Source organism: Aquabacterium sp. (assembly GCF_036279675.1).
Taxonomy (GTDB): domain Bacteria; phylum Pseudomonadota; class Gammaproteobacteria; order Burkholderiales; family Burkholderiaceae_C; genus Aquabacterium.
Map to the genome: position 1 here is coordinate 22,228 of NZ_DASUIS010000065.1, position 22,323 is coordinate 44,550.

General features: G+C 60.4%; 21 protein-coding genes. 8 read left to right on the plus strand and 13 right to left on the minus strand.

Annotated elements, in window-relative coordinates; genetic code table 11:
* Positions 1-33: 33 nt before the first annotated feature.
* The 8 genes from VFW93_RS07910 to rfbB are packed head-to-tail and all read right to left on the minus strand — an operon-like array spanning position 34 to position 8,036.
* Positions 34-771, minus strand: a complete 738-nt coding sequence (locus VFW93_RS07910) for an SDR family oxidoreductase (protein ID WP_329693447.1) — start codon at positions 769-771, stop codon at positions 34-36.
* Positions 768-2,108, minus strand: coding sequence for an FAD-binding oxidoreductase (locus tag VFW93_RS07915; protein WP_329693448.1), 1,341 nt, complete (start codon positions 2,106-2,108; stop codon positions 768-770). Before VFW93_RS07915 ends, VFW93_RS07910 begins: the two co-directional genes overlap by 4 nt.
* Positions 2,109-2,118: 10 nt before the next feature.
* On the minus strand, positions 2,119-3,540 hold the full coding sequence (locus tag VFW93_RS07920) for a UbiA family prenyltransferase (RefSeq protein WP_329693449.1): 1,422 nt from the start codon (positions 3,538-3,540) through the stop codon (positions 2,119-2,121).
* 11 nt (positions 3,541-3,551) lie between these two features.
* A complete protein-coding gene (locus tag VFW93_RS07925; RefSeq protein ID WP_329693450.1) occupies positions 3,552-4,526 on the minus strand; it encodes a lysylphosphatidylglycerol synthase transmembrane domain-containing protein in 975 nt (324 codons plus the stop codon).
* A gap of 46 nt (positions 4,527-4,572) precedes the next feature.
* Positions 4,573-5,136, minus strand: coding sequence for a dTDP-4-dehydrorhamnose 3,5-epimerase (gene rfbC / locus VFW93_RS07930; RefSeq protein ID WP_329693451.1), 564 nt, complete (start codon positions 5,134-5,136; stop codon positions 4,573-4,575).
* Positions 5,137-5,141: 5 nt separating this feature from the next.
* Complete coding sequence (gene rfbA, locus VFW93_RS07935; RefSeq protein WP_329693452.1) at positions 5,142-6,035, minus strand: glucose-1-phosphate thymidylyltransferase RfbA; 894 nt, start codon at positions 6,033-6,035, stop codon at positions 5,142-5,144.
* A gap of 4 nt (positions 6,036-6,039) precedes the next feature.
* On the minus strand, positions 6,040-6,954 hold the full coding sequence (rfbD, locus tag VFW93_RS07940; RefSeq protein ID WP_329693453.1) for a dTDP-4-dehydrorhamnose reductase: 915 nt from the start codon (positions 6,952-6,954) through the stop codon (positions 6,040-6,042).
* Positions 6,954-8,036: a dTDP-glucose 4,6-dehydratase gene (gene rfbB / locus VFW93_RS07945; protein WP_329693454.1), complete on the minus strand. Its 1,083-nt coding sequence runs from the start codon at positions 8,034-8,036 to the stop codon at positions 6,954-6,956. The genes rfbD and rfbB overlap by 1 nt, the downstream gene beginning before the upstream one ends.
* 118 nt (positions 8,037-8,154) lie before the next feature.
* Between rfbB and VFW93_RS07950 the strand changes: the two genes are divergently transcribed.
* The 4 genes from VFW93_RS07950 to VFW93_RS07965 all read left to right on the plus strand — a co-directional run bounded on the left by VFW93_RS07950 (position 8,155) and on the right by VFW93_RS07965 (position 14,194).
* Positions 8,155-9,174, plus strand: a complete 1,020-nt coding sequence (locus tag VFW93_RS07950) for an NAD-dependent epimerase (protein ID WP_329693455.1) — start codon at positions 8,155-8,157, stop codon at positions 9,172-9,174.
* Between the two features lie 208 nt (positions 9,175-9,382).
* Positions 9,383-11,236: a DUF1800 domain-containing protein gene (locus VFW93_RS07955; protein WP_329693456.1), complete on the plus strand. Its 1,854-nt coding sequence runs from the start codon at positions 9,383-9,385 to the stop codon at positions 11,234-11,236.
* Between the two features lie 7 nt (positions 11,237-11,243).
* A complete protein-coding gene (locus VFW93_RS07960; RefSeq protein ID WP_329693457.1) occupies positions 11,244-12,791 on the plus strand; it encodes a DUF1501 domain-containing protein in 1,548 nt (515 codons plus the stop codon).
* A 68-nt stretch (positions 12,792-12,859) separates the two neighbouring features.
* Positions 12,860-14,194: a UDP-glucose/GDP-mannose dehydrogenase family protein gene (locus tag VFW93_RS07965; RefSeq protein ID WP_329693458.1), complete on the plus strand. Its 1,335-nt coding sequence runs from the start codon at positions 12,860-12,862 to the stop codon at positions 14,192-14,194.
* A 19-nt stretch (positions 14,195-14,213) separates the two neighbouring features.
* Here the strand turns inward: VFW93_RS07965 and VFW93_RS07970 are convergent, their stop codons facing one another.
* From VFW93_RS07970 to VFW93_RS07980, 3 genes are read right to left on the minus strand one after another with little or no spacing between them, the layout of a single operon-like run.
* The gene (locus VFW93_RS07970) at positions 14,214-15,698 is read right to left on the minus strand and encodes a HAMP domain-containing sensor histidine kinase (protein ID WP_329693459.1); all 1,485 of its coding nucleotides are present in this window, start codon (positions 15,696-15,698) and stop codon (positions 14,214-14,216) included.
* Positions 15,695-16,411 (minus strand): response regulator transcription factor, encoded by a 717-nt coding sequence (locus tag VFW93_RS07975; protein WP_329693460.1) that lies wholly within the window; start codon positions 16,409-16,411, stop codon positions 15,695-15,697. Before VFW93_RS07975 ends, VFW93_RS07970 begins: the two co-directional genes overlap by 4 nt.
* A gap of 26 nt (positions 16,412-16,437) precedes the next feature.
* Positions 16,438-17,070 carry a Spy/CpxP family protein refolding chaperone gene (locus tag VFW93_RS07980; RefSeq protein ID WP_329693461.1) on the minus strand — a complete coding sequence of 211 codons (633 nt, stop codon included), beginning with the start codon at positions 17,068-17,070 and terminating at the stop codon, positions 16,438-16,440.
* A gap of 179 nt (positions 17,071-17,249) precedes the next feature.
* Here VFW93_RS07980 and VFW93_RS07985 point away from each other — a divergent pair, with 179 nt between their 5' ends.
* The 3 genes from VFW93_RS07985 (at position 17,250) to VFW93_RS07995 (ending at position 19,612) form a co-directional block, all read left to right on the plus strand.
* A complete protein-coding gene (locus VFW93_RS07985) occupies positions 17,250-18,305 on the plus strand; it encodes an RDD family protein (RefSeq protein ID WP_329693462.1) in 1,056 nt (351 codons plus the stop codon).
* Positions 18,306-18,815: 510 nt separating this feature from the next.
* Entirely contained in the window at positions 18,816-19,049 is a 234-nt protein-coding gene (locus tag VFW93_RS07990; protein ID WP_329693463.1) for a hypothetical protein, read from the plus strand.
* Positions 19,046-19,612: a hypothetical protein gene (locus VFW93_RS07995; RefSeq protein WP_329693464.1), complete on the plus strand. Its 567-nt coding sequence runs from the start codon at positions 19,046-19,048 to the stop codon at positions 19,610-19,612. The genes VFW93_RS07990 and VFW93_RS07995 overlap by 4 nt, the downstream gene beginning before the upstream one ends.
* A gap of 786 nt (positions 19,613-20,398) precedes the next feature.
* Here the strand turns inward: VFW93_RS07995 and VFW93_RS08000 are convergent.
* Together VFW93_RS08000 and VFW93_RS08005 are read right to left on the minus strand one after the other, a co-directional pair.
* Complete coding sequence (locus VFW93_RS08000; protein WP_329693465.1) at positions 20,399-20,908, minus strand: hypothetical protein; 510 nt, start codon at positions 20,906-20,908, stop codon at positions 20,399-20,401.
* Between the two features lie 278 nt (positions 20,909-21,186).
* Positions 21,187-21,432 (minus strand): hypothetical protein, encoded by a 246-nt coding sequence (locus VFW93_RS08005; RefSeq protein ID WP_329693466.1) that lies wholly within the window; start codon positions 21,430-21,432, stop codon positions 21,187-21,189.
* A gap of 434 nt (positions 21,433-21,866) precedes the next feature.
* On the opposite strand from VFW93_RS08005, the gene VFW93_RS18920 reads away from it, so the two are divergent.
* The coding region (locus VFW93_RS18920) for an SOS response-associated peptidase family protein (RefSeq protein WP_414639617.1) at positions 21,867-22,323 on the plus strand (457 nt) is incomplete at its 3' end.

The following is a 22,323-nucleotide window of genomic DNA, read 5'->3' on the forward strand; positions in this document are numbered from 1 at the left end:
TTTTTCATGCCCGCTTCAAACTGCCAGCCCCCATCAAAGCGAAATCTTGACGAAAACAAACTCAGGAATGTGCTTGATGATCAGCATGATGAAGCGCCAGAAACCCGGCGTATAGACCACAGCGCGCCCCTTGTCGATGGCCTGACTGATGTCACGCGCCACCTGATCCGGCTTGGCCCACAGCGCGCCCTTCTTGAGGTGCGCCGTCATGGGCGTGTCCACGAAGCCGGGCTTGATGGTGATCACGTGCACGCCCTTCTTGGACAGACGCTGGCGCAGGCCTGAGGCAAACGCGCTGACCAGCGCCTTGGCGCTGCCGTACACATAGTTGCTCTGACGCCCACGGTCGCCTGCGACAGACGAGATCACGGCAATCGCACCACGCCCCTGCGCCGCCAGTTGCTCACCGGCAATCGACATCAGGGCCACCACCGAGGTACCGTTGGTGCGGATCTCGCCCAGCGCGTAATTCACATCGGTCTGCGCACGTTCCTGGTCGGACAAGGTGCCATGCGCAATCAACACCGTATCAAGCCCCTCCATGAAGCGAGTCGCGTCGGCCAGCAAGGCCGCGTGTTGCGCGAAGTCGGTGGCATCGAACACCTTGGTGCCCACGCGTTGCGCGCCGCGCGTCTTCAGATCATCGGCAATCGACTGCAATTGCTGGCTGTTGCGCGCCGCCAGAAAGATCTGGTCGCCACGCTGCGCCCACAGGCGTGCGCAGGCCTCCGCCATGGCCGAGGTGGCCCCCACGATGAGGATTTTTCTCATGATTGCTCCATGACCCGACGCCACATGCCGGAGCTGAAGCGCGGGTCCACATACGATTTGAATTCCGACCAGCGTGGATAGCCGGCCTTGAAGATGGCAGCACCCATGCGCCCATCCTTGGCTGGGTACAGGCGCCCACCCGCATCCAGCACGATGCGATCAAGCTGCTCGAACAGCTTGAACAAACGCGCGCCCTGGTTGGGGAAGTCCAGTGCGAGCGTCGTGCCGGGCTCGGGAAAGGACAACATGCCCCGCGAAGCGGGCTCGCCAAATTGCTTGAGCACCGCCAGGAAGGAGCCCATGCCACTGGCTGCAATGGTTTCCAGCAACTGGCGGGTAGCGGGCAAGGCGCGCTCCGGCGGCACCACGCACTGGTACTGATAGAAGCCTTTGGGCCCGTAGATGCGGTTCCACTCGCGCAAGGCGTCCAGCGGGTAGAAGAACGGCCGGTAATGCTGCAGGCCGCGCACCACGTCCTCACGCTGCTTGTTGAAGTACAGCGTGTTGAAGGACTTCAACGACAAGGCATTGATCAGGGAGATGGGAGGCGTCAAAGGCACGCGCAGGCTGGGCTCGGCCACACCATTGGGCAGGCCAGGCGGCAACAGGCGCGTATCCAGCACAGCAGGCGCATGGTTGCCTCGATTGAACAGCCCCCGGCCCAGCCGCTTGCCTGTAAAGGCGCAGTCGATCCATGACACCGTGTATTCGAAATCTCGCTCCGATGCCGCGCTCAGCTCGAAGAACTCCTCCAGGCTGTGAAAGCGCACCGACTCGGTATCCAGAAACGGATTGGCCACCCGTTTGAGCTGGATCTCGGCCCAGGTGATCAGCCCGGTCAAGCCCAGGCCGCCAATGGTGGCCGCAAACCAGTCTGTGTGTTGCTGAGGTGAGCACACCCTGCGTGTGCCGTCAGACCGCAACAACTCTAACTGCAGCACGTGGTTGCCAAACGAACCAGCCACATGGTGATTCTTGCCATGCACATCATTGGCAATGGCACCGCCCACCGTCACGAACTGTGTGCCCGGGGTGACGGGCAGAAACCAGCCTTGCGGCAACACCAGCTGGATGATGGTGGACAGCAGCACGCCAGCTTCACAGCGCAGCAGGCCGGTCGCGGGATTGAAGTCGATGAAGCGATCGAGCTGACCGGCCAGCAACAAGGCGCCGCCAGGATTGAGGTTGCTGTCGCCGTAGCTGCGCCCATTGCCATATGGCAGCACGGACTGCGCCTGTACAGGCAAAGACAAGGGCTGATGACGACTGCTCAGGCCCACCATCTGATGCGCCTCGCGCAACACACGGCCCCAGGACAGTACGGTCTGCGTGTTCATGACAACCTGATCAAACGGCCAGCCAGAGCACCACGGCGGCCACCAGCCCGGTCACCAGGCTGACCTTGTCCTTCAAGGCATACACCAACGGGTCATCATGCATCTGACCACGATGGGTTTGCATCCAGATGCGGCTGATCCAGTACAACATGACCGGCACCAGTCCCCAGGCGATCTTGGGATGCTTGTACAGCACGCTGATATCCGGCGAGTTGACGTACAGGGCCAGCACGAGGATGCTGAGATAGCCCGATGCCCCACCCAGACTTTGCAGCAAGGCCAGGTCCTCCACCTGATAGCCGCGCCCCTTGGCCTTGAGCTTGCCTTGCTGCCGCATGACGTACAGCTCCGCATAGCGCTTGACGATGGCCAGGCTCAGGAAGATGAAGATCGCAAACATCAACAGCCAGAAAGACAAGGGAATGCCGGTTGCTGCCGCGCCTGCCACGATCCGCACGGTGTACAGCCCTGCCAGGGCCAGCACATCGATCATCACCAGTTGCTTGATGCCGAACGAGTAGGCCAGTGTGGCCACGTAATAGGCGGCCAGCACCAGCATGAACTTGATCGGCAGCAGGCAGGCCAGCCCGATGGCCACGATGAGCAAGGCGGGTGCCGCCATCAAGCCGAACAACAGACTGAGCTGCCCGGAGGCAAAGGGCCGCTTGCACTTGCTGTGATGCTGCCGGTCAGCCGCCAGGTCCAGCATGTCGTTGAGCAGATAGACCGACGAGGCACACAAGCTGAAAGCCATGAACGCCAGCAGGCTGTTGACCAGTGCGGGTATGACACCCAATTGATGTGCGGCGGCCACGGGCACGAAGATCAGCGCGTTCTTGGCCCACTGGTGCACGCGCAATGCCTTGAGGATGACCTTCGGGCCCCCGGGCATGGGCGCAATGGCATGCTCGACCTTGGTGACACCACCTGCTGCCGTCACCAGTGCCGTCCCCGCGTTGACGACGATGGCCGCACGCGCGTGGCGCCACACGGCCAGGTCTACCTGTTCGTTGCCGCAGTAGTCGAAGCCCTTGTCACCAAAGCGCTTGACCAGTTCGGCTGCCTTGTTGGCACCAGACAGGTTCAGCTGCCCATCACTGGCCATCACACCATCGAAGAAGCCGACATGATCTGCCACGGCCTGCGCCAGCCGGATGTCAGAGGCCGTGCACAGCCACACGGCGCGCCCCTGCTCCTTCTGGCCACGCAACCAGTCCAGCAAAGGCTTGGTGTAAGGCAGGGCCGCCCCATCGAGCTGCACGCGACTGGCAATCTGCTGCTTGAGCCGGGCCTTGCCCTGCAGCAGCCAGAAGGGCACCAGCAGCAAATACAGAGGATTGCGCTTGATCAGCAACAGGAAGGACTCGAGCAGGAGATCGCTGTGGATCAGCGTGCCATCCAGATCAACGCACAGTGGAACGGCTTTGGTCATAGTACAACTCGTCACAGATTTCCTGGATCACGCAGCAGCCACACGCAGATCCAGCCAATGAGCACGGCCAGCCAGAGTGTCAGCAAGCGGCACACCAGTGTCAGCAAAATGGCCTGGGATACCGAGTAGCCGTGCGCAACCAGCAAAGCGGTCATGACGGTCTCGGTGCTCCCCAGTCCACCAGGCAGGAAGGACAGCGCCCCCACGATGATGGCGATCGAATATGCCCCCATGGCAGCCAGCAGGGAGATGCGATCAGGCGCGATGGCATCGGCCAGCAACTTGAGTCCCACGGCCTCGGCGCCCCAGGCCATCAAGCCCAGCGCCAGGCCCATCAGCAGCATGCCAGGAGACAGGAACTGACGGGCGTTGGCCAGCATGTGCGCCACGGTCTGGATGGCCTTGACCAATTTGCCATGTGGCCGAAGATCGAGTTGTTGCGCCACCTTGGGCCAGGGCACCAGCGCCACGGCAGCCAAGAGGCCGGCGACCAACCCCATGGCCAGCCACAAAAAGGACTGATAGGCCTGCAACTCGGCCAGAACCGCCGCAGCCAGGATGATCATGGCCAGCAGATCCAGCAGTCGTTCGACAAAGAAGGCCCCGGTGACCTGCGTCATGGTGATGCCTTTGGGCTGGTAATACCGCCCGCGCACCATCTCCCCCAACTTGCCGGGAGACAGCGTGAAAGCGAACCCGGACATGAAGGTCAGCGCGACGAAGCGCCACGGCAGCTTGTGCCCAAGTCGGTTCAGATAGAGACGCCAACGAACCACGCGCAGGGCGTAGTTCCACAGAGACAAGGCGGTCGCGGCCACAAGAGCCATCCAGCCCGCCTCAAGCGGGGCCAGATCTATCTGTGCGATGTCTCGCCGAAACCCGACCACGCACCACGCCGCAAAGGCAAGCAGCAAGCCATACGTCAAGGCACGGCGCCACAGTGGCACGGTAACGGCGACCACCGGATCTAGTGCGTTTTGGACCATCCCGGGATTATCAATGCCCGTTATGTCCACCGCATGAGATTTGTATTCAGCGCGCGCCAGAATCCCTCAAATAGGGAGCCTGGGTATCCTTGGGGGCTAGGGTAACTTCCAATCCCTCCAGCGGCCATTCAATACCGATGTCCGGATCATCCCAGCGAATGCTGCGTTCGCAATCCTTGGCGTAGAAATCGGTGGTCTTGTAGAGGAAGTGCGTGTCGTCCTGCAAAGTCAGGAAGCCATGGGCAAAACCCTCAGGCACCCACAATTGGCGCTTGTTGTCGGCCGTCAGCTCCGCACCGGCCCACTGGCCATAGGTGGGAGAACCCGGTCGGATGTCCACAGCCACATCGAACACCGCCCCCTTCACCACCCTTACCAGCTTGCCCTGCGCGTGCGGTTGCGTCTGGAAGTGCAGGCCGCGCAAGACACCGGCCTTGCTGCAGGAATGGTTGTCCTGCACGAAGGGCCGCGGCACAGGCAACCCCAGCTTGATCAACTCGGCCTCGAAGCGCACCTGGTTGAAGCTTTCCATGAACCAGCCCCGGTCATCGCCAAACACGGCGGGCTCGACGATCACGACATCGGGGATACGGGTGGGAATGAGCTTCATGGGAATCAATAGATCTTGTCGTTGATGACCTTGAGCAGGTACTGCCCATAGCCGTTCTTGAGCATGGGCTGCGCCAGCTTCTGCACCTGCTCGGCCGTGATCCAGCCCGAGCGGAAAGCAATCTCTTCGGGGCAGGCCACCTTCAGGCCCTGGCGTTTTTCCAGTGTGGCGATGAACTGCCCTGCGTCAAGCAGGCTGTCATGCGTACCAGTGTCCAGCCAGGCAAAGCCACGCCCCATGATCTCGACGTTCAACTGCCCTTGCGCCAGATAGCGGGCATTGACGTCGGTGATCTCCAGCTCCCCACGTGCGCTGGGCTTGATGTCAGCGGCGATGTCGCACACCTGCTTGTCATAGAAGTACAAGCCCGTGACCGCGTAGTTGCTCTTGGGCACCTTGGGCTTTTCTTCGATGCTCAAGGCCTGGTACTTGTCGTTGAAGTCCACTACGCCGTAACGCTCCGGATCGTTGACGTGATAGGCGAACACGCTGGCACCCTCATCACGGCTGGCCGCACTGTTGAGCAGGCGCTGCAGATCGTGGCCGTAATAGATGTTGTCGCCCAGCACGAGTGCGCTGGGATTGTTGCCCACGAAATCGCGCCCCAGGATGAAGGCCTGCGCCAGGCCATCCGGGCTGGGCTGCACGCAATAGCTGATGTTCAGGCCCCACTGGCTGCCATCGCCGAGCAGCGCCTCAAAACGCGGCGTGTCTTGTGGCGTGCTGATCAGCAGGATGTCGCGAATACCAGCCAGCATCAGGGTGCTGAGCGGGTAATAGACCATGGGCTTGTCGTACACCGGCAGCAACTGCTTGCTGATGGCCAGCGTGGCCGGGTGAAGCCGCGTGCCGGAGCCGCCTGCCAGGATGATGCCCTTGCGTGCATTGCGGGAGGTCATGGGGTCACCTTTCAATGATTTCGGTCAGCATGCGCGCCACACCTTGCTGCCAATGGGGCAAGGTCAGGCCGAATGCCTTCTGGAGCTTGCGGGTGTCCAGGCGGGAATTGAGCGGCCGCCTGGCTGGTGTGGGATAGGAACTGGTCGGGGTGGACAACACAGCCTCAGGCGCCACCTTCAAGGGCACGCCCTTGGCGCGCGCCCACTCGATCACAAAACGCGCATAGTCGTGCCAGCTGGTTTCACCACCCGCCACCAGGTGATAGAGCCCAGCCAGTTCTGGCTGGCGCTGCACGGCCAGAATCGCATGCGCGGTGATGTCGGCCAGAAGGTCCGCCCCTGTCGGCGCGCCAAACTGGTCGTTGATCACCTTGAGTTCTTCACGTTCTGCAGCCAGACGCAGCATGGTTCTGGCGAAGTTGCCACCCCGCGCGGCATACACCCAGCTGGTTCTGAAAATGAGGTGTCGGCAGCCACTGTCCTGGATGAGCTGCTCGCCTTCCAGCTTGGTCTGGCCATACACGCTCAATGGTGCGGTCGCGGCATCTTCCTGACGAGGTGCTGTGCCACTGCCATCAAACACGTAATCGGTGCTGTAGTGCACCAGCAGCGCACCGATGCGAGCCGCCTCGGACGCAATGACGCCCGGCGTGGTGGCATTGAGCAAACGCGCCAGTTCGGGCTCGCTCTCAGCCTTGTCCACCGCGGTATGCGCCGCGGCGTTGACGATCACGTCGGGCCGGAGCAGGCGAACCAGCGCGCCCACATCGTCCGGCCTGGCAAAGTTGGCGCGCAGATGAGGCGCCGCTGCCGGCCCGGCAGAGTCATGATCGAACGCATCGAGCTGCCCCAGCGGCGCCAGTGCGCGCTGCAACTCCCAGCCCACCTGGCCGCCCATGCCCAATAGAAGGATCTTCATCAACGCCCCGCGTAGTTCTGCGCGATCCAGTCGCGGTATGAGCCCGAGCGCACCGTGTCGATCCAGGCATTGTTCTCAAGGTACCAGCTCACGGTCTTGTTGATGCCGGACTCGAAGGTCTCGGCTGGTGCCCAGCCGATTTCGCGCTGGATCTTGCGAGGATCGATGGCGTAGCGGCGGTCATGCCCGGGGCGATCCTTCACATAGGTGATGAGGCTTTCGTACTTGGTGCCATCGGCACGCGGGCGGAGTTCATCCAGCTTGCGGCAGATGGTGGTCACCACATCGATGTTCTTGATCTCGTTGATGCCGCCCACGTTGTAGGTTTCCCCCGTGCGGCCCTTTTCAAGCACCTGGCAGATGGCTTCACAGTGATCACGCACATACAGCCAGTCACGGATGTTGAGGCCATCGCCATACACCGGCAGGGGCTTGCCCTCCAGTGCATTGAGGATCATCAGCGGTATCAGCTTCTCGGGGAAGTGATAAGGCCCGTAGTTGTTGCTGCAGTTGGTCGTCAGCGTGGGCAGACCATAGGTATGGTGATAGGCACGCACCAGGTGGTCACTACCAGCCTTGCTGGCGGAATACGGGCTGTTGGGCGCGTAGGGCGTGGTTTCGGAGAAGGCCGGATCGGTATCAGACAAGGACCCATAAACCTCGTCGGTCGAGACGTGCAGGAAGCGGAATGCACTTTTCTCGGCCTCGTCCATTTGCCCCCAGTTCTGGCGAGTTTCTTCCAGCAGGCTGAAAGTACCCACCATATTCGTCTGAATGAATTCACCCGGGCCGTGAATGGAACGATCCACGTGGCTTTCTGCTGCGAAATGCACAATGGCACGCGGACGATATTGACTCAAGGCCTGACGCACCGCTTCGCGGTCGGCGATATCAGCCTGAATCAGCGTGGCGCGACCTGCTTGCAGATGCGCCGCAATCGTGTTGGGATTACCGGCGTAGGTCAATTTATCAAAAACGACGACCGGCTCCTGCACGCTCAGCCCCAGCCGGGCCTGCCGCTCGAACCAATGGTGGACGAAATTGCCACCGATGAAACCTGCGCCGCCTGTAATCAGAATCATATTGGATTGCTCCGTGGTCGGACCATCTGCCTCAAACCGTGCATTATGCAGACCAGAGCCCCTGGAATGGATGTCCTGGCGCGCCAATACCCTCGCCTGAATGCCCGACAATACCGCCATGAGCAAAGTACTGGTTACCGGCGCGGCCGGATTCATTGGCATGCACGTGACACTGTCGCTGCTGCGGCGCGGCGACACGGTGGTCGGCATCGACAACCTCAATGACTACTACGATCCGCAACTGAAGAAAGACCGGATAGCCCATATCCAGGCGCAATGCCCCGATGCGGCCTTCCGATTCGAGTTGCTTGACATTGCCGACAACGCCGCCTTGCAGGCCCTGTTCGACCGCGAACAGTTTGACGGTGTGGTGCACCTGGCCGCTCAGGCCGGTGTGCGCTATTCGTTGCAGAATCCGCACGCCTACGTGCACTCCAACCTGGCCGGCTTCGTGAACATGCTGGAAGCCTGCCGTCACCACAAGACGGGCCACCTGGTCTATGCCAGCAGCTCCAGCGTCTACGGTGGCAATGTGCGCATGCCCTTCTCGGAGGAGGATGCCGTGGACCACCCCGTCAGCCTGTACGCGGCCACCAAGAAGGCCAATGAACTGATGGCGCACACCTACAGCCACTTGTACGGTTTGCCTACCACCGGCTTGCGCTTCTTCACCGTGTACGGCCCCTGGGGCCGCCCGGACATGGCACCGATGCTGTTCACGCGCGCCATCCTGGCTGGCGAGCCGATCAAGGTGTTCAATCACGGCAAGATGCAACGCGACTTCACCTACATCGACGACATCGTCAAAGGTGTGATCGCCACATTGGACAAGCCACCCCAGGCCCAGCCAGACTACGATCGCCAGGACCCTTCTGCGGCCTCATCCTGGGCACCCTACCGGGTCTTCAACATCGGCAACAGCGAGCCTGTCGCCTTGATGGATTTCATCCAGACCATCGAAAGTGCACTGGGCTGCAAGGCCAAGCTGGATCTGCAGCCCATGGCGCCCGGCGACGTGGCCGCCACCTACGCCAGCGTGGACGCACTGACGGCGTGGACGGGCTCAAGCGGCCACACAGATCTGGCCACCGGCATCGGCCATTTCACATCGTGGTACCGAACCTACTTCAAGGGTTAGCACCGGGCATCGCCACCTGCTGACAGCCCTTCGCCCCCACATCCTAGGGGGCGGAGTAGCCCTCACATTGTTACAACAAGCAACAAACACCTGCCGACCAAACCGGACGCCGCTCTACGATTAATACAGTTCGATACAAGTAGAGGCAAGCATGGACGGTTTCAGGCTCTGGGCATGGAGCATGCTGTGCGGCGCATGGATATTCTCCATGGGAGGCTGCCTGCAGGACACGGCTGGAGACAAACCCAAGGATCGCGCAGAAGCCACACGGTTTCTGGCTCAGGCCACGTTCGGCCCGGATGAGGTCAACATCAACCGCGTGATGGCAATCGGTTACGAAGCCTGGATCGACGAGCAGTTCGCGCTCAAACCCAGCTTCACCTACCGCGACTTCATGACCCGACGGGACGCGGAAATCAAGGCCGACAACCCGGGCGACACATCAGCGCGAGCCCGACCTGACCAGGTTCTGGAGGCCTTCTATACACGTGCCTTGACCGACAAGGCCCAATTGCGCGCACGGCTGTCGTTTGCGCTCTCCGAGATCTTCGTTGTTTCCCTGGCTGAGGAGACGCTCAACGGGCGCGTTCCCGGCAAGGTCGCGGGTTACATGGACACCCTGGATGCCGCGCTGGACGGCAGCTACCGGGACTTGCTGGAAGCGGTGGCCAAAAGCCCGGCCATGGGTCAATACCTGACCTACATGGGCAACACCAAGGAGGATCCCGCCATCGGTCACTACCCGGACGAGAACTTCGCCCGGGAAATCATGCAGCTTTTCTCCATCGGCTTGTACGAGATGAACACCGATGGCTCGTACAAGCTCAACGCGCAGGGCAAGCCGATCGAAACCTACACCAACGAGGACATCAAAGGCCTGGCCAAGGTCTTCACCGGCTGGGGGGACTACCGTGGCCCGGCCTACGCCGGTGTGGCGGACAGCCTCTGCATTTCCTGGGCGCCTGAGTGCCGCGACCCCGAAGGCCAATATCAGCCGATGGTGGCCTATCCGGCCTACCACTCCACCTCCGAGAAGAAGTTCCTGGGCATCACCATCCCTGCCCAGGACACGCCATCGCCCCAGAACAGCCTGACTGCGGCGCTGGATCGCCTGGCCTCTCACCCCAACACGGCCCCTTTCATCAGCCGGCAATTGATCCAGCGGCTGGTGACCAGCAACCCTTCGCCTGAGTACGTGACGCGGGTGGTCAATCGTTTCATCCTCACGGGCGGCAACCTCAAAGAGGTCATCAAGGCCATCCTGCTGGACCAGGATGCACGCGGACAGGTATCGCTGATCACGCAAAACGAAGGCAAGTTGCGCGAACCCGTACTGCGACTCACGGCCTTGCTGCGTGCCTTCCCTTTCAGCAGTCCGACCCTGTCGATGTCGTCATCCCCTCTGGACGCCGCCGGGTCCTCGCGGGTGCCTTACGTGACGGCCGGCTTCACCAACGATGCCACGTCCTGGGGGCAGACACCGCTGTTCTCGCCATCGGTCTTCAACTTCTTCAGACCAGGCTACGCACCGCCGCAAAGCCAGATCGGCAAGGCCCATCTGGTCGCCCCCGAACTGCAGATCGTCAACGAGACCACGGTCACCGGTTACGTGAACGCCGTCCTGGATCTGCTGTCCAACGGCATCGGCCCGACCAGCGTCGCCGACGCTGACGGACATTGCGGCGCGTTCACACCGCAGGTACAGCAATACATCCTGTCCCTGGATCCGAAAGTGGCCGCCAACAAGGCATTGCAGGACGCAGCCGCCTCTTGCCAACTGGAAACCATCCTCAGACGCAACATCACGCTGCAACTGTCGGAACAGCGCGCCATGGCAAACGACCCTGGCACCCTCGCGCAGCATGTGGCCGATCGCCTGCTGGGCGGCGCCATCAGCGATGGACTGCGTCAGAACATCATCACCACCCTCAACGCCCTGCCAGTGCCACAACCTGATGGCACTTCTGGCAACAGCGCACTCATAGACAGCGCCCTGGACAAACGTGTCTGGACCGCCATTGCCATGGTGGCCGTGTCGCCCGAGTTCCTGACCACCAAGTGAGATGCAGATGAAGCCGATCAACCGCCGTCAGTTTCTGCAACGCACATCTTCCCTGGCCGCCGTGGGGGCCTCTACCTCGTGGCTGGGCAGCCTCTCGGCGCTTCAGAACGCCGCAGCACAATCCAGTGGCTCCGATTACAAGGCGCTGGTCTGCATCTTCCTGAGTGGCGGCAACGACGCCCACAACACGGTCATCCCCGTCGATGACACCTCCTGGCGTTGCTACAGTGCCTCGCGGGACCCCAGCGTCATGGCCCAGGTCGCCGGCATCACTCCGCCGGACAACGTCACCTCGATCGCGCTGGCCAAATCCAGCCTGCTCAACATCGGTCATCGCAACGCCAAGGGGCTCAACACGGGCCGCAGCTTTGCCCTCCACCCTCAACTCAAGCGCATCCAGACGCTCTACACCCGCTCTCAGGCGGCGATTGTGGCCAATGTCGGCCCGCTCATCCAGCCGACCACCAAGGTCGATCTGCTGGACCTCTCCTACCCGCTGCCCGCCAAGCTGTTTTCGCACAATGACCAGACGTCAACCTGGCAGTCTTTCGACCCCGAAGGCGGCATGAACGGCTGGGGCGGGATGATGATGGATCGCCTCAGCAGCCTGAACGCCAACAAGACCTTCAGCGCCATCGGCATCGACACCAGCTCGGTGTGGCTCAATGGTCAGACCGTCATGCCGTACATGCTCGGTTCTTCGGGCTTCCAGATCATGGGCGGCAACAACGGCCAGGCGTTCGGGAGCGATGCCGTTTTCAAGGCCGTTCGCTCGGCCGCGTCGACCAACTACACCTCGGATCTGATTACGGGCGACTACCAGCGCATGGTCAATCGCGCCCTGGACAGCGAGTCCGTCATCAAGCAGAACCTGCCGGACGCAGCCCTGGCGCCCTGGGGCACACCGGGGCGTACCGCCAAGACCGACCCCCTGCTGTTCTACACCGACCCCAATGACGGCACGAGCCAGTTCAACCCTCTGGCGCAGCAGCTCCAGCTCGTGGCGCGCATGCTCTCGGCACGCAACAACAGCGGCATCGGTGCGAACCGCCAGATCTTCATGGTATCGATGGGCGGCTTCGACCAGCACAGCAACCTGCTGAGCCAGCACGGCAGCTTGATGGCCAGACTGGACCATGCAGTCGACTTCTTCCAGAAGTGCCTGACCCAGATGCCTGGCGGTGACATGCGCTCACAGGTCACGACGTTCACGGCATCCGAGTTCGGACGGGCGCTCGTCAACAACGGCAATGGCTGTGACCACGGCTGGGGCGGGCATCACTTCGTCATCGGCGGCGCCGTGAAGGGTGGCGACGTCTACGGGCGCTTCCCTCAATTCATGGCCTTCGACAGTGAAGGCGAGTATTTCAGCGACCAGTTGCTCAAAGGCGGCGTGTTGCTGCCCGAAATATCGGTCGACCAGCTTGTCTACACCCTGGGTAAATGGATGGGTGTGGCGGAAAGTGATCTGATTGGCACCTCACCAGGCACCGGCATCACCCCCCATATAGGTAATTTTGAGGCGGCTGACCGAGATATAGGCTTCATGGCGTAGTTCCGGCGACTGAAATCGGTCTGCGTCTGTCAAAATCAGGCTGATTTCACAACAATCCGCCTCACATCATGAAAGTTTCAGTTGTTGGCACCGGCTATGTAGGCCTGGTGACGGGTGCGTGTCTGGCCGAAATGGGCAACGACGTGCTCTGCCTGGACGTGGACCCCAACAAGATCCGGATCCTGGAGGAAGGCGGCATACCCATCCATGAGCCGGGTCTGGACAAGGTGGTCGAGCGCAACGTCAAGGCGGGCCGCCTGTCTTTCACGACCGACATTGCACGTGCCGTGGCGCACGGCACGATCCAGTTCATCGCCGTGGGCACGCCCCCCGATGAAGACGGCTCTGCCGACCTGCAATACGTGCTGGCCGCCGCCCGCAACATCGGCCGCCTGATGACCGACTACAAGGTCATCGTCGACAAGTCCACCGTGCCAGTGGGCACCGCCGACAAGGTGCGTGCCGCCGTGGCTGACGAGCTGGCCAAGCGTGGCAGCGACGTGCAGTACGCCGTGGTCTCGAACCCCGAGTTCCTCAAGGAAGGCGCGGCCGTGGACGACTTCATGCGCCCCGACCGCATCGTAGTGGGCGCCGACGACGAGCAGGCCATTTTGCTGATGCGCGCGCTCTACGCCCCCTTCAACCGCAACCACGAACGCCTGATCGTGATGGACGTGCGCAGCGCCGAGCTGACCAAGTACGCCGCCAACGCCATGCTGGCCACCCGCATCAGCTTCATGAACGAGCTGGCTCTGCTGGCCGAGAAGATGGGCGCGGACATCGAGCAGGTTCGCCTGGGGATTGGTTCCGACCAGCGCATCGGCACGCACTTCCTGTACGCCGGCTGCGGCTACGGTGGCAGTTGCTTCCCCAAGGACGTGAAGGCCCTGATCAAGACCGCCAATGGCGAAGACCAGGAGCTGCTGGTGCTCAAGGCGGTTGAAGATGCCAACGAGCGCCAGAAGACCGTGCTGGTCAACAAGGTGGTCAAGCGTTTTGGCGCCGACCTGACGGGCAAGCACTTTGCCGTCTGGGGCCTGGCCTTCAAGCCCAACACGGATGACATGCGCGAAGCAACGAGCCGCGTGGTTCTGGCCGAGCTGTTCGAGCGCGGTGCCACGGTCACGGCTTATGACCCGGTTGCGATGGCAGAGGCCAAACGCATCTTCGGCGACGAACCCCGCCTGAAGTACGCAGACAGCCCGAACGCCGCGCTGCAAGGCGCCGACGCACTGATCATCGTCACGGAGTGGAAGGAGTTCCGCAGCCCTGACTTCGAAAAGATCAAGTCCAGCCTGAAGACGGCGGTCATCTTCGACGGCCGCAATCTGTACGAGCCTGCACTGGTCAAGCAGGCCGGCCTGAGCTACGAAAGCATCGGCCGCGCCAGCATCCAGGCCTGAGCGCCGTCCAGGGTGGTCATCAACGGCCACCCGCGGCGGGCAGCGTGATGATGAATCGGCTGCCCCCACCCTCCCGGGCTTCGCAACGCACCTGACCGCCATGCCGCTGGGCAATCTGGCGAACCAGGCTCAGCCCCAGGCCCACGCCACCGGCATGCTCTGCATGGCCCGGCAGACGGTAGAAGGGCTCGAAGATGCGATCACGTTGCTCGTCCGGTACGCCGGGCCCACGATCACACACACGGATCTCGATGTCCTTGGCGCCGTAGGCCAGCTCCAGCTGGATCTGTGGCCCGCCATAGCGGCGCGCGTTCTCCAACAGGTTGCGCACGGCACGTCGCAACAGACGGTCATCACCCTGGTAGGGTGACTGACGCTGCGCACCATCGTCGGCCAGCACCTCTGCGTCTACCCGCAAGGCCTCTTCCGTCACCAGCCCCAGCAGATCAACCGGACCGCGTTCGATCTGAGGACGAGCGTCCAGCCGACTGGCCAGCAGCACTTCTTCGACCAGGGCATCCAACTCGCGGATGTCCTGATGGATCTCCTCCTTGAGCTGGGCGGCACGATCCGGCGGCATGTCCCCCATGATGGACACGGCCATCTTCAACCGGGCCAGCGGCGAGCGCAGTTCATGGCTGGCGTTGGCCAGCAGATTGCGGTTGGACGTGACCAGATCTTCAATGCGCTGAGCGGCCTCATTGAAGCTGCCGGCCAGCGCGGCGACCTCGTCCTTGCCCTCGACGGCAACCCGGTGTGCCAGTTCACCCGCACCGAAGGCCTCGACGCCCGTACGCAAGGCCTGCAAGCGTCGTGTCAGGCGATTGGCCACCGGCCAGGCCCCCACTGCCACCGCCACGAACAGCAGGATCAGGGACAGGATCAACGCCGGCACGCCATGGGCCTGCGAGTTGGGCAGCATCCAGGCCAGTGGGGCAAACCAGGGCCGCATTTCCGGGCGAGGCGGCGGCATGGGCGGCTCGTGTGGCCCCATGTTCGAACCTGACAGACCAGGGGGGCCAGGAGGCGGCCCCCCGCCGACCAAGCCCTCAGGACCGCCAGGGCCGCCTGGCCCGACGAATCCGGGCGCCGTGCGCGGCCGACCGCCTATGCCGGGCCGCATGATCCACAGGACGCGCCCGTCGGACAGTCGCGCCTGCTGCATGCGATCACGCAATTCGGGCCAGCGCTCCAGGCGTTCGGCCAGGATGGGGGATGTCGCGATGCGACCACCTTTGGGCGTGTCCAGCGCCATGGGCAAGCGCAGGCGATCGGCCCAGTCCAGAAACACGCGAGCTTGTTCGCTCTCGGGCTCTGTCACGGCCGGCAGGCTGTTTTCCAGCAACTCGCCCCAGGCCGCCGCACGCTCCTGCCAGACGGCCATGGACTGCACCTGGCTGCGCTCGTGCTCCATGTTGTGCTGCGCCAGCCAGCCCGACACCAGGGCAAAGACCAGCAGGACCGTCACGACGGTCAGGTAGATGCGCAGCGCCAGTGTCTTCATGGGGTGTCGATGTCGGCGTCCTGTTTCTTGGCAAAGACATAACCCACGCCACGCACGGTCAGGATGCGTCGCGGCTCCTTGGGGTCGTCCTCGATCGCCGCACGGATGCGCGAGATGTGCACGTCGATGGAGCGGTCAAAGGCTTCCAGCGGGTGGCCCTTGAGCGAGTCCATGATCTGGTCGCGGCTGAGCACGCGACCAGGGTGCTGTGCCAGCACGGACAGCAGATCGAACTGGTAGGACGTGAGGTCGCATGCCTTGCCATCCAGTCGCACCTGGCGCAGGCCGGCATCGATTTCCAGACGCCCGAAGCGCCAGACGTCATCGTCTTCGGCCACCGGCCCGGTGCGACGCAGGAGCGCACGCAGACGGGCCAGCAGTTCGCGCGGCTCGAAAGGCTTGGGCAGGTAATCGTCCGCCCCGATTTCCAGGCCGACGATGCGATCCGTGGGCTCACCCCTCGCGCTGAGCATGAGCAAGGGCAGGCTGCGTGTCTTGGGTGCGGCACGCAACTCCTTGCACAGGTCCAGGCCATCGCCATCGGGCAGCATCAGATCCAGCACCAGCGCGTCACAGGCCTGGCGCGCGAGCATGTCACGCCCCGCCGCCAGGGTCGGCGCATTGGACACCTGGTAGCCATGGCTGCGCAGGTAATCACCGACCATGGCGCTCAGGCGCAGGTCGTCATCAATCAGCAGAATGTGCTCGCTCATATCCGGCATTGTCGCGCGCTCCATGCTCATTGCCCCTCGGGTTGTCGCTCGGATGCGCCGCCAGACTTGCCAGGGCCGCCGTGCCGATGGCCCTGCATGTGCCTCATCATGTCTTCATGGCGCTTTTCCAGCTGACTGGCCACAACGGTGCGCTGCTCGGGCGTGAGCACATTGCCCACATCCAGCATGGCTTGCAGCATGCGCTTGCTGACCTTGTCATGGTGTGCCTGCATCTGCTGGCGCAGCTTTTCGGCCGCAGCCGCGTCGATCCTGGGCGCGGCCCACAGTTTCAGGCCCTGCTCATGCAGGCCCTTGCCTTCGTCAAACAACGCTTTCAGGTCGGACTGCGCCTTGTCCACGATCTGCTGGATCTGCGTGCGCTGCACCTCAGATACCTTCGCATCGTCCAGCAGGCGCTGCAGGTGGCGGCCGCCAAAGGGCATCCCACCCGGCATCCCGCCCATATCGGCACCACATGCGCCCATCACGCCCATGCCATGAGGCGGCATGCGCGAAGCAGGCTCGTCACCACCCGCCCAGGCGCTGATGCTCAGGACCACGGAGGCCGTGGTGGTGGCAATCAAGGCACCCAGGGCCCAGCGTTGCTTGTGCGATGTGCGGCCGGCGGTCGCAGATGTGGGGCTCTGAATCTCGTTCATGGCGATCTCTCCGTTGTGAGCGAGGCCTCGTTGCTCAAGGCCATGACGTCATGATGAGGAACAGGGGTAAAGCGGCTGTGGTGAGGGCGTAAAGATCTGTGAACCCTGCCTTGGAGCCGTCGTTTTGACGCTGTTACAGTTGTCAGCAAACCAGAAAGACAGCACGCAAGGGAGAAAACATGTCCTCAGTCGAGCCCACCGAGGTGATGCCATCCACCACGGTCGAGACCGCACCGGCCTCACCCGACCTCGCCACCAGACGTCCATGGCGGCGATTCCTGGCGCGGTTGCTGGACTTCTGGCTGCTCATGTATCCCACGGGGTTTGCCGTTGGGGTGCTGGCCGCCCTGAGTTCGGTGGAAGCAACGATGTGGCTACAGCGCCCACACGCCAACTACCTGTTGACGCTGTTGCTCGCCCCCGTCGTGATGCTGCTGGAAGCCGGCCTGTTCAGACTGATGGGCACCACGCCTGGCAAATGGCTTTTCGGCATCGCCCTCACCTCGCCTTCTGGCGAGGCATTGACAGCCATGCAATACCTGAAAAGGCAGACCAAGGTCTACCTCTACGGCATCTGCGCCTGGCTGCCATTGCTCAACCTGTTCACGCTGACCTATCAACATGGCAAGGTCAAAGCGGGCCTGCCAGCCAGCTACGATGAGGGCTGCGTTGATGTGCGGGCCCGCGATGTCGGATGGCTGAAAGCCACCGTGAGCGGCCTGGCCATCACCACATTGCTGGGGCTGAATCTGTACTTCAAGCACCAGGTCGAAGAAGACGGCCGCCTCTACAAGTACGGCGGAACCTGGGTCAACCCCGCCACCCAGAAGGAAACCGCCTTGCCGCCAGGCTGGTCTCATCAAAGCGGCCAGAGCAAGGACAAGCAGCCGTACGACGTCTTCCTCAATCCGGATGAAGGGCTGATGGCTGTTTTCGCCAAGGAAAACATCGAGGCACGATTCAGTGTGGACGATTACGCCAGTGTGTGGATCAGGGTCGTCAACCCCGACATGCACCTCTACGCCAGCAGCGAGGTCGACACCATCCATGGCGAACCTGCGTTGGTGGTGCTGGGCACCATGGCCGACGACAAAACCCGAAAGATCCGCGTCAACCTGCAACGTCGGCATGACGCCATCTGGCGTTTTGTCATGGTGACCTCGTCCAGCCGGTCAGCGCCAGACAGCCCGGCAGCCATGGCCCTGCGAGAAGCCTTGTTCGCCTCCGTCGACTGAAAACCAAAAAGCCCCAAGCGAGTGATCACTTGGGGCTTGTGCATTGGCGGAGAGGTAGTCATTCATCGTTGAGGTGCCGTGCGTTATGGTCAGAACAGTCGTATGTCAGAAACACCCAATGGATCAGATCGCCAAGCGAGTCTTTGACTCAATTGTGAGGTCATTGCAGAACATTACAACCTAGAGTAGAAATACGGCAAGCAGACCCGGACCAAAAAGGCGAAACTACATTTAAAATCAATAACTTACACCTTGCACACAGAATCTCCTTCACGATACCCCGTCGAGTTGAATGTTGTCCACGTACCCCCATGTTCACGGTGGGAAAAGTGCGACGATCCTTGCACGCCATGGGTTCAATCTGTATATTCGTTCACACAATGTGCAATTTGGGCAAAACAAAGCCCCCATTCCGTGCTTCTTTGACTGAGCGCCCGACTCTTCCGTGACGAAGATCTGAAGGTGTATTTGTCTGGCTACGGAGTGTGCAAAATGTGGAGGTGGTTCTTCATGCGCGAGAAGACTGCGAAGCGGCTCATTTCCGTTGAGAACGTCCGCTTGGCGAACTCAAATCTGATGGTTGAGCAGGCAATGGGTCACAAGCTGGGTGCTGGCCAACAAGCGGCGACATCTACTGACCCCATGAACGTGACGATCGCTGACACATTCTTGGACTTCAGCACCAGGCGTAAGAATTTAGCTGAAGCTGGGCGACAGGCATTGCGCACCTTCAATCAGAAGTGAGCAGCACCCAACCGCCTAACTCAACCAGTGCCCACAATACGTATCAAAGCCTCGTCCAAGACGACGAGGACTTGATTGGCTTGGTTGCATACTCTCTTTACAAGAGAGATAAACTGCATTTCGTTGAGCACTACCGCCAAACTGAAGGCCGTGAACCTACAGGCACGGAAGTCTGCGCCTTCATCACAGGCGCAAAACTGAAGACAAGCATTGAGTCCTACCGGTCCGACGCAGAAGTACTCTTAGAAATCTTCTCTGAGAACATCCTGAAGACGGTCAAAGATCGCCTTGAGGATCAATACTCATCGCGACTCACAGAGGAATTGAAGGCGGGAAAGTCATTTTGGCGTGCCGTTGGTGAGAATATTGTTGCCAACTTCGCCTCCATCATCGTGACGGCCGGGTTGATACTTGTAATTTCAATGAACAAGAAAGATCCGGTGCAAGTAATCAGTGACGCATTAAATTACGAAGTTAGGCCCAAAGAAGCAAGCGCCTCAACTCCTTCAGTTGCGACGCCATCGTCCGCACCCAGCGCGTCGGAAGCGTCGGAAGCGAAGTAGGTTATTCGCTTCGATGTAGCGCTTGATTGCTGAACTTGTTCCTTATGTTGCCCCCTCTATCGGGGCGTACTCGCAGCGTCATTTGCTTTTCGCTTTTGGAAATTTTGCAAGTCTGGTGAGTCAGGCGTCTTCAGGTTATACGTCCCCCACCGGACGCCCAATCGACAATCCCCCCATCCTCCTGCGCCAACGACGCCCGCCTTTACTTGTTCCCCGTAATGAACCGTAATGTCAAGGTTGCTGACCGTATAGTGCTGAAGCGAAATTGCCTTGTCATCTTTAAATGAAACTGCAATATATTCGTCTACAACCTTCCCTGTCTTGCAGTAGTGCCACTCCTCATCGGTGTTGGAGAATTCTCTTACTATCGGCTTGCCGAGCAGGGCAGCGACTGCGTCTTTTCCCATTCCTGGGATAATGTTGACCGCCTTTTCTATTTCTTGTTGCGTGTACTTGGGTCGGTCTGTCGGTGTGTCTGGTTCATTTGAGGCCGCCCATAGCCAAACTACCAAGACTAGGTTGGCAAGTAGCGAAACAGCCAGCACCCATCTAAAAATTCGTGAGCTCCCAGGGGAGTTTGGCACGTTGCCGCTTTGTGTGTGAAGCAGTAGCCCCCTTGCTGCCGCTCGAGCAGACAATTTAAGTGAGGGCAATTTGGATCGAGTGCTCATTGCATTGCCTAACGCCTAAATTAATGGGCGACCATGCGTAGCATGGGGTCCCATTGAGTGACCAGTTGGGCTGAGCGGTTGCAATATACAATTGCAGGCTGCAACGAAGCCGGCCTCATTCATGAATTTGATTGAAAAGTTGGCGTATTAGGGCTCGCGTTGCGTCTCTTCCTGTATTAATTTTTGAAATTGCCTGAGGAATATTCTCTTTGTTTTTTGGGTATGCGATGGCAAGCTCCAGCAACTCTGATATGTGCTCGTTGTACTCTCCAAGTGCGCGCTGCAATTCTGCAGTGCCAACTAGATTGGCGATGGCGTCTACTGTATTGGATTGTTCATAAGCTTCAATACACAGTTGGTGTATTTGGCTTAGCTTTTCAGGCGACGGTACAGTTTCAGCATTTTCAACCTGCTGAAGATTAACTAGTAGTCTTATGATACTGCTAGCGCAGTCTTCAAAGCCAATTGAAAGACGTTCAACGAGGGAGCGAAAGTACTTTTCTCGCTCCAGCTTTTGATCCAGCTCATTCTTTGTTTTTGTTGCAAAATGCCCTGCGGCTGCCGTAATTGCTGCCCCCAGGCCGATCTTTACTGCGGTATCCAGGACATCCAAGTATGTGATCATGCACTCTGCTCGTGTTTGTGGTGCTGGCTGGATTGGCCTAACGCCCAAGGTAAGCGGCGCCAGAACCGAAGGCGGAGGGTACCGACACTCGCCATGAAGATGGCGAAGCCATGGCCAGCGCTGGCGTCCGCGTTGAACGAACAGTTAGGCTTGTGCGCGTAGGTAAAGTAGGTTGAACGGCCTTAGTCTGAAAACGAGCGCAGACGTTTGACGATTGCATGACCACGATCCTTGCTTGAGTTGCTTGCGACTACGGCGTATAGGCCGTTGCAGCTTTGTTATGCCGGTCTAAAACTAACATTCACCACTTCTTTGCCTCCGCTGTCGGTTTGTACGACCCAGATAGTTCTTTTGAAACCTTTGACGGCGGTGTGATCTACCACTTTCACAGATCCGGTTTTGGTTCCATCTGCTCGGATGATTGAATACGTGTTGATGTCTTCCTCTTGCATAAAGCCACTTGTCTTGGAACTTTCATGCTTGAGGTCCTCGCCCTCTTTAAGGATGAGCTTTTCTTTCCACATACATGGCCTCCGAGAAGTAGGATTGTTTTGGCTGCTGCAGCTTATGCTTGGGTGAAAGCCTAACGCCATTTAGGCGAAAAGAGGTACCAATAACGGGTGGGCAAAGGGGCGAAAGTGTCGCCTAACCTGGCGCGGTTACAAGGCCCAAAGGGCTGTTGCCATGGCAAAGCATGCTTGACGATCACGTCACCCTCCCAGGCTATTGGACAAGCTGTTAGCGACACACTATACGCTGCGAGGTGAACTCCGCCTTGTAGGCTTCAAGCATGTGCAACCTGTACACCATCCCTTCCGCTGACGAGTTCGAGCATTATATGAAGCAGCGCGACATAGTGCTGGGCTACGGCCCTAGTGGGGAGTGACCAATCAAGCCCATTGGCCCGTTTGGTCTGGCGCCTTTTGTAGCGCCTAGCGCCGATAGCCTTCGATTGCGAATGGGTCAGTCGGGATTGATTCGGCCAGGCCAACCGGAGCGCATCGGGTACACCAAGCCGAAACCTGCACCTGGCAAGAAGACGCCCGCACCCAAGCCGCTATCAACGAACAACGCGCGTATCGAGAGCATCGATCAAAAGCCAACGTACTCTCAGGCCTGGCGCAAAGGCCAACGCTGCCTGATCCCTGCCGCTTGGTATGCTGACCAAACTAGGGAGACAGGCAAGTGCATATGGTGGCATCTCAGGCGCGCTGATGGCCTTCCGTGGATGCTTGCGGGCTTATGGTCTGAGTGGACAGATCCGCAAACCGGTGAGGTTGTACCCAACTTCACCATGATCACGCGGAACTGCGACTTTCACCCACTGCTAGGGCGCCTTCACAAGCCAGAGCGCGATTCAACGACGGGAGATGTGTTGCCAATGGATAAACAGGACAAGCGCTCATTGGTACACA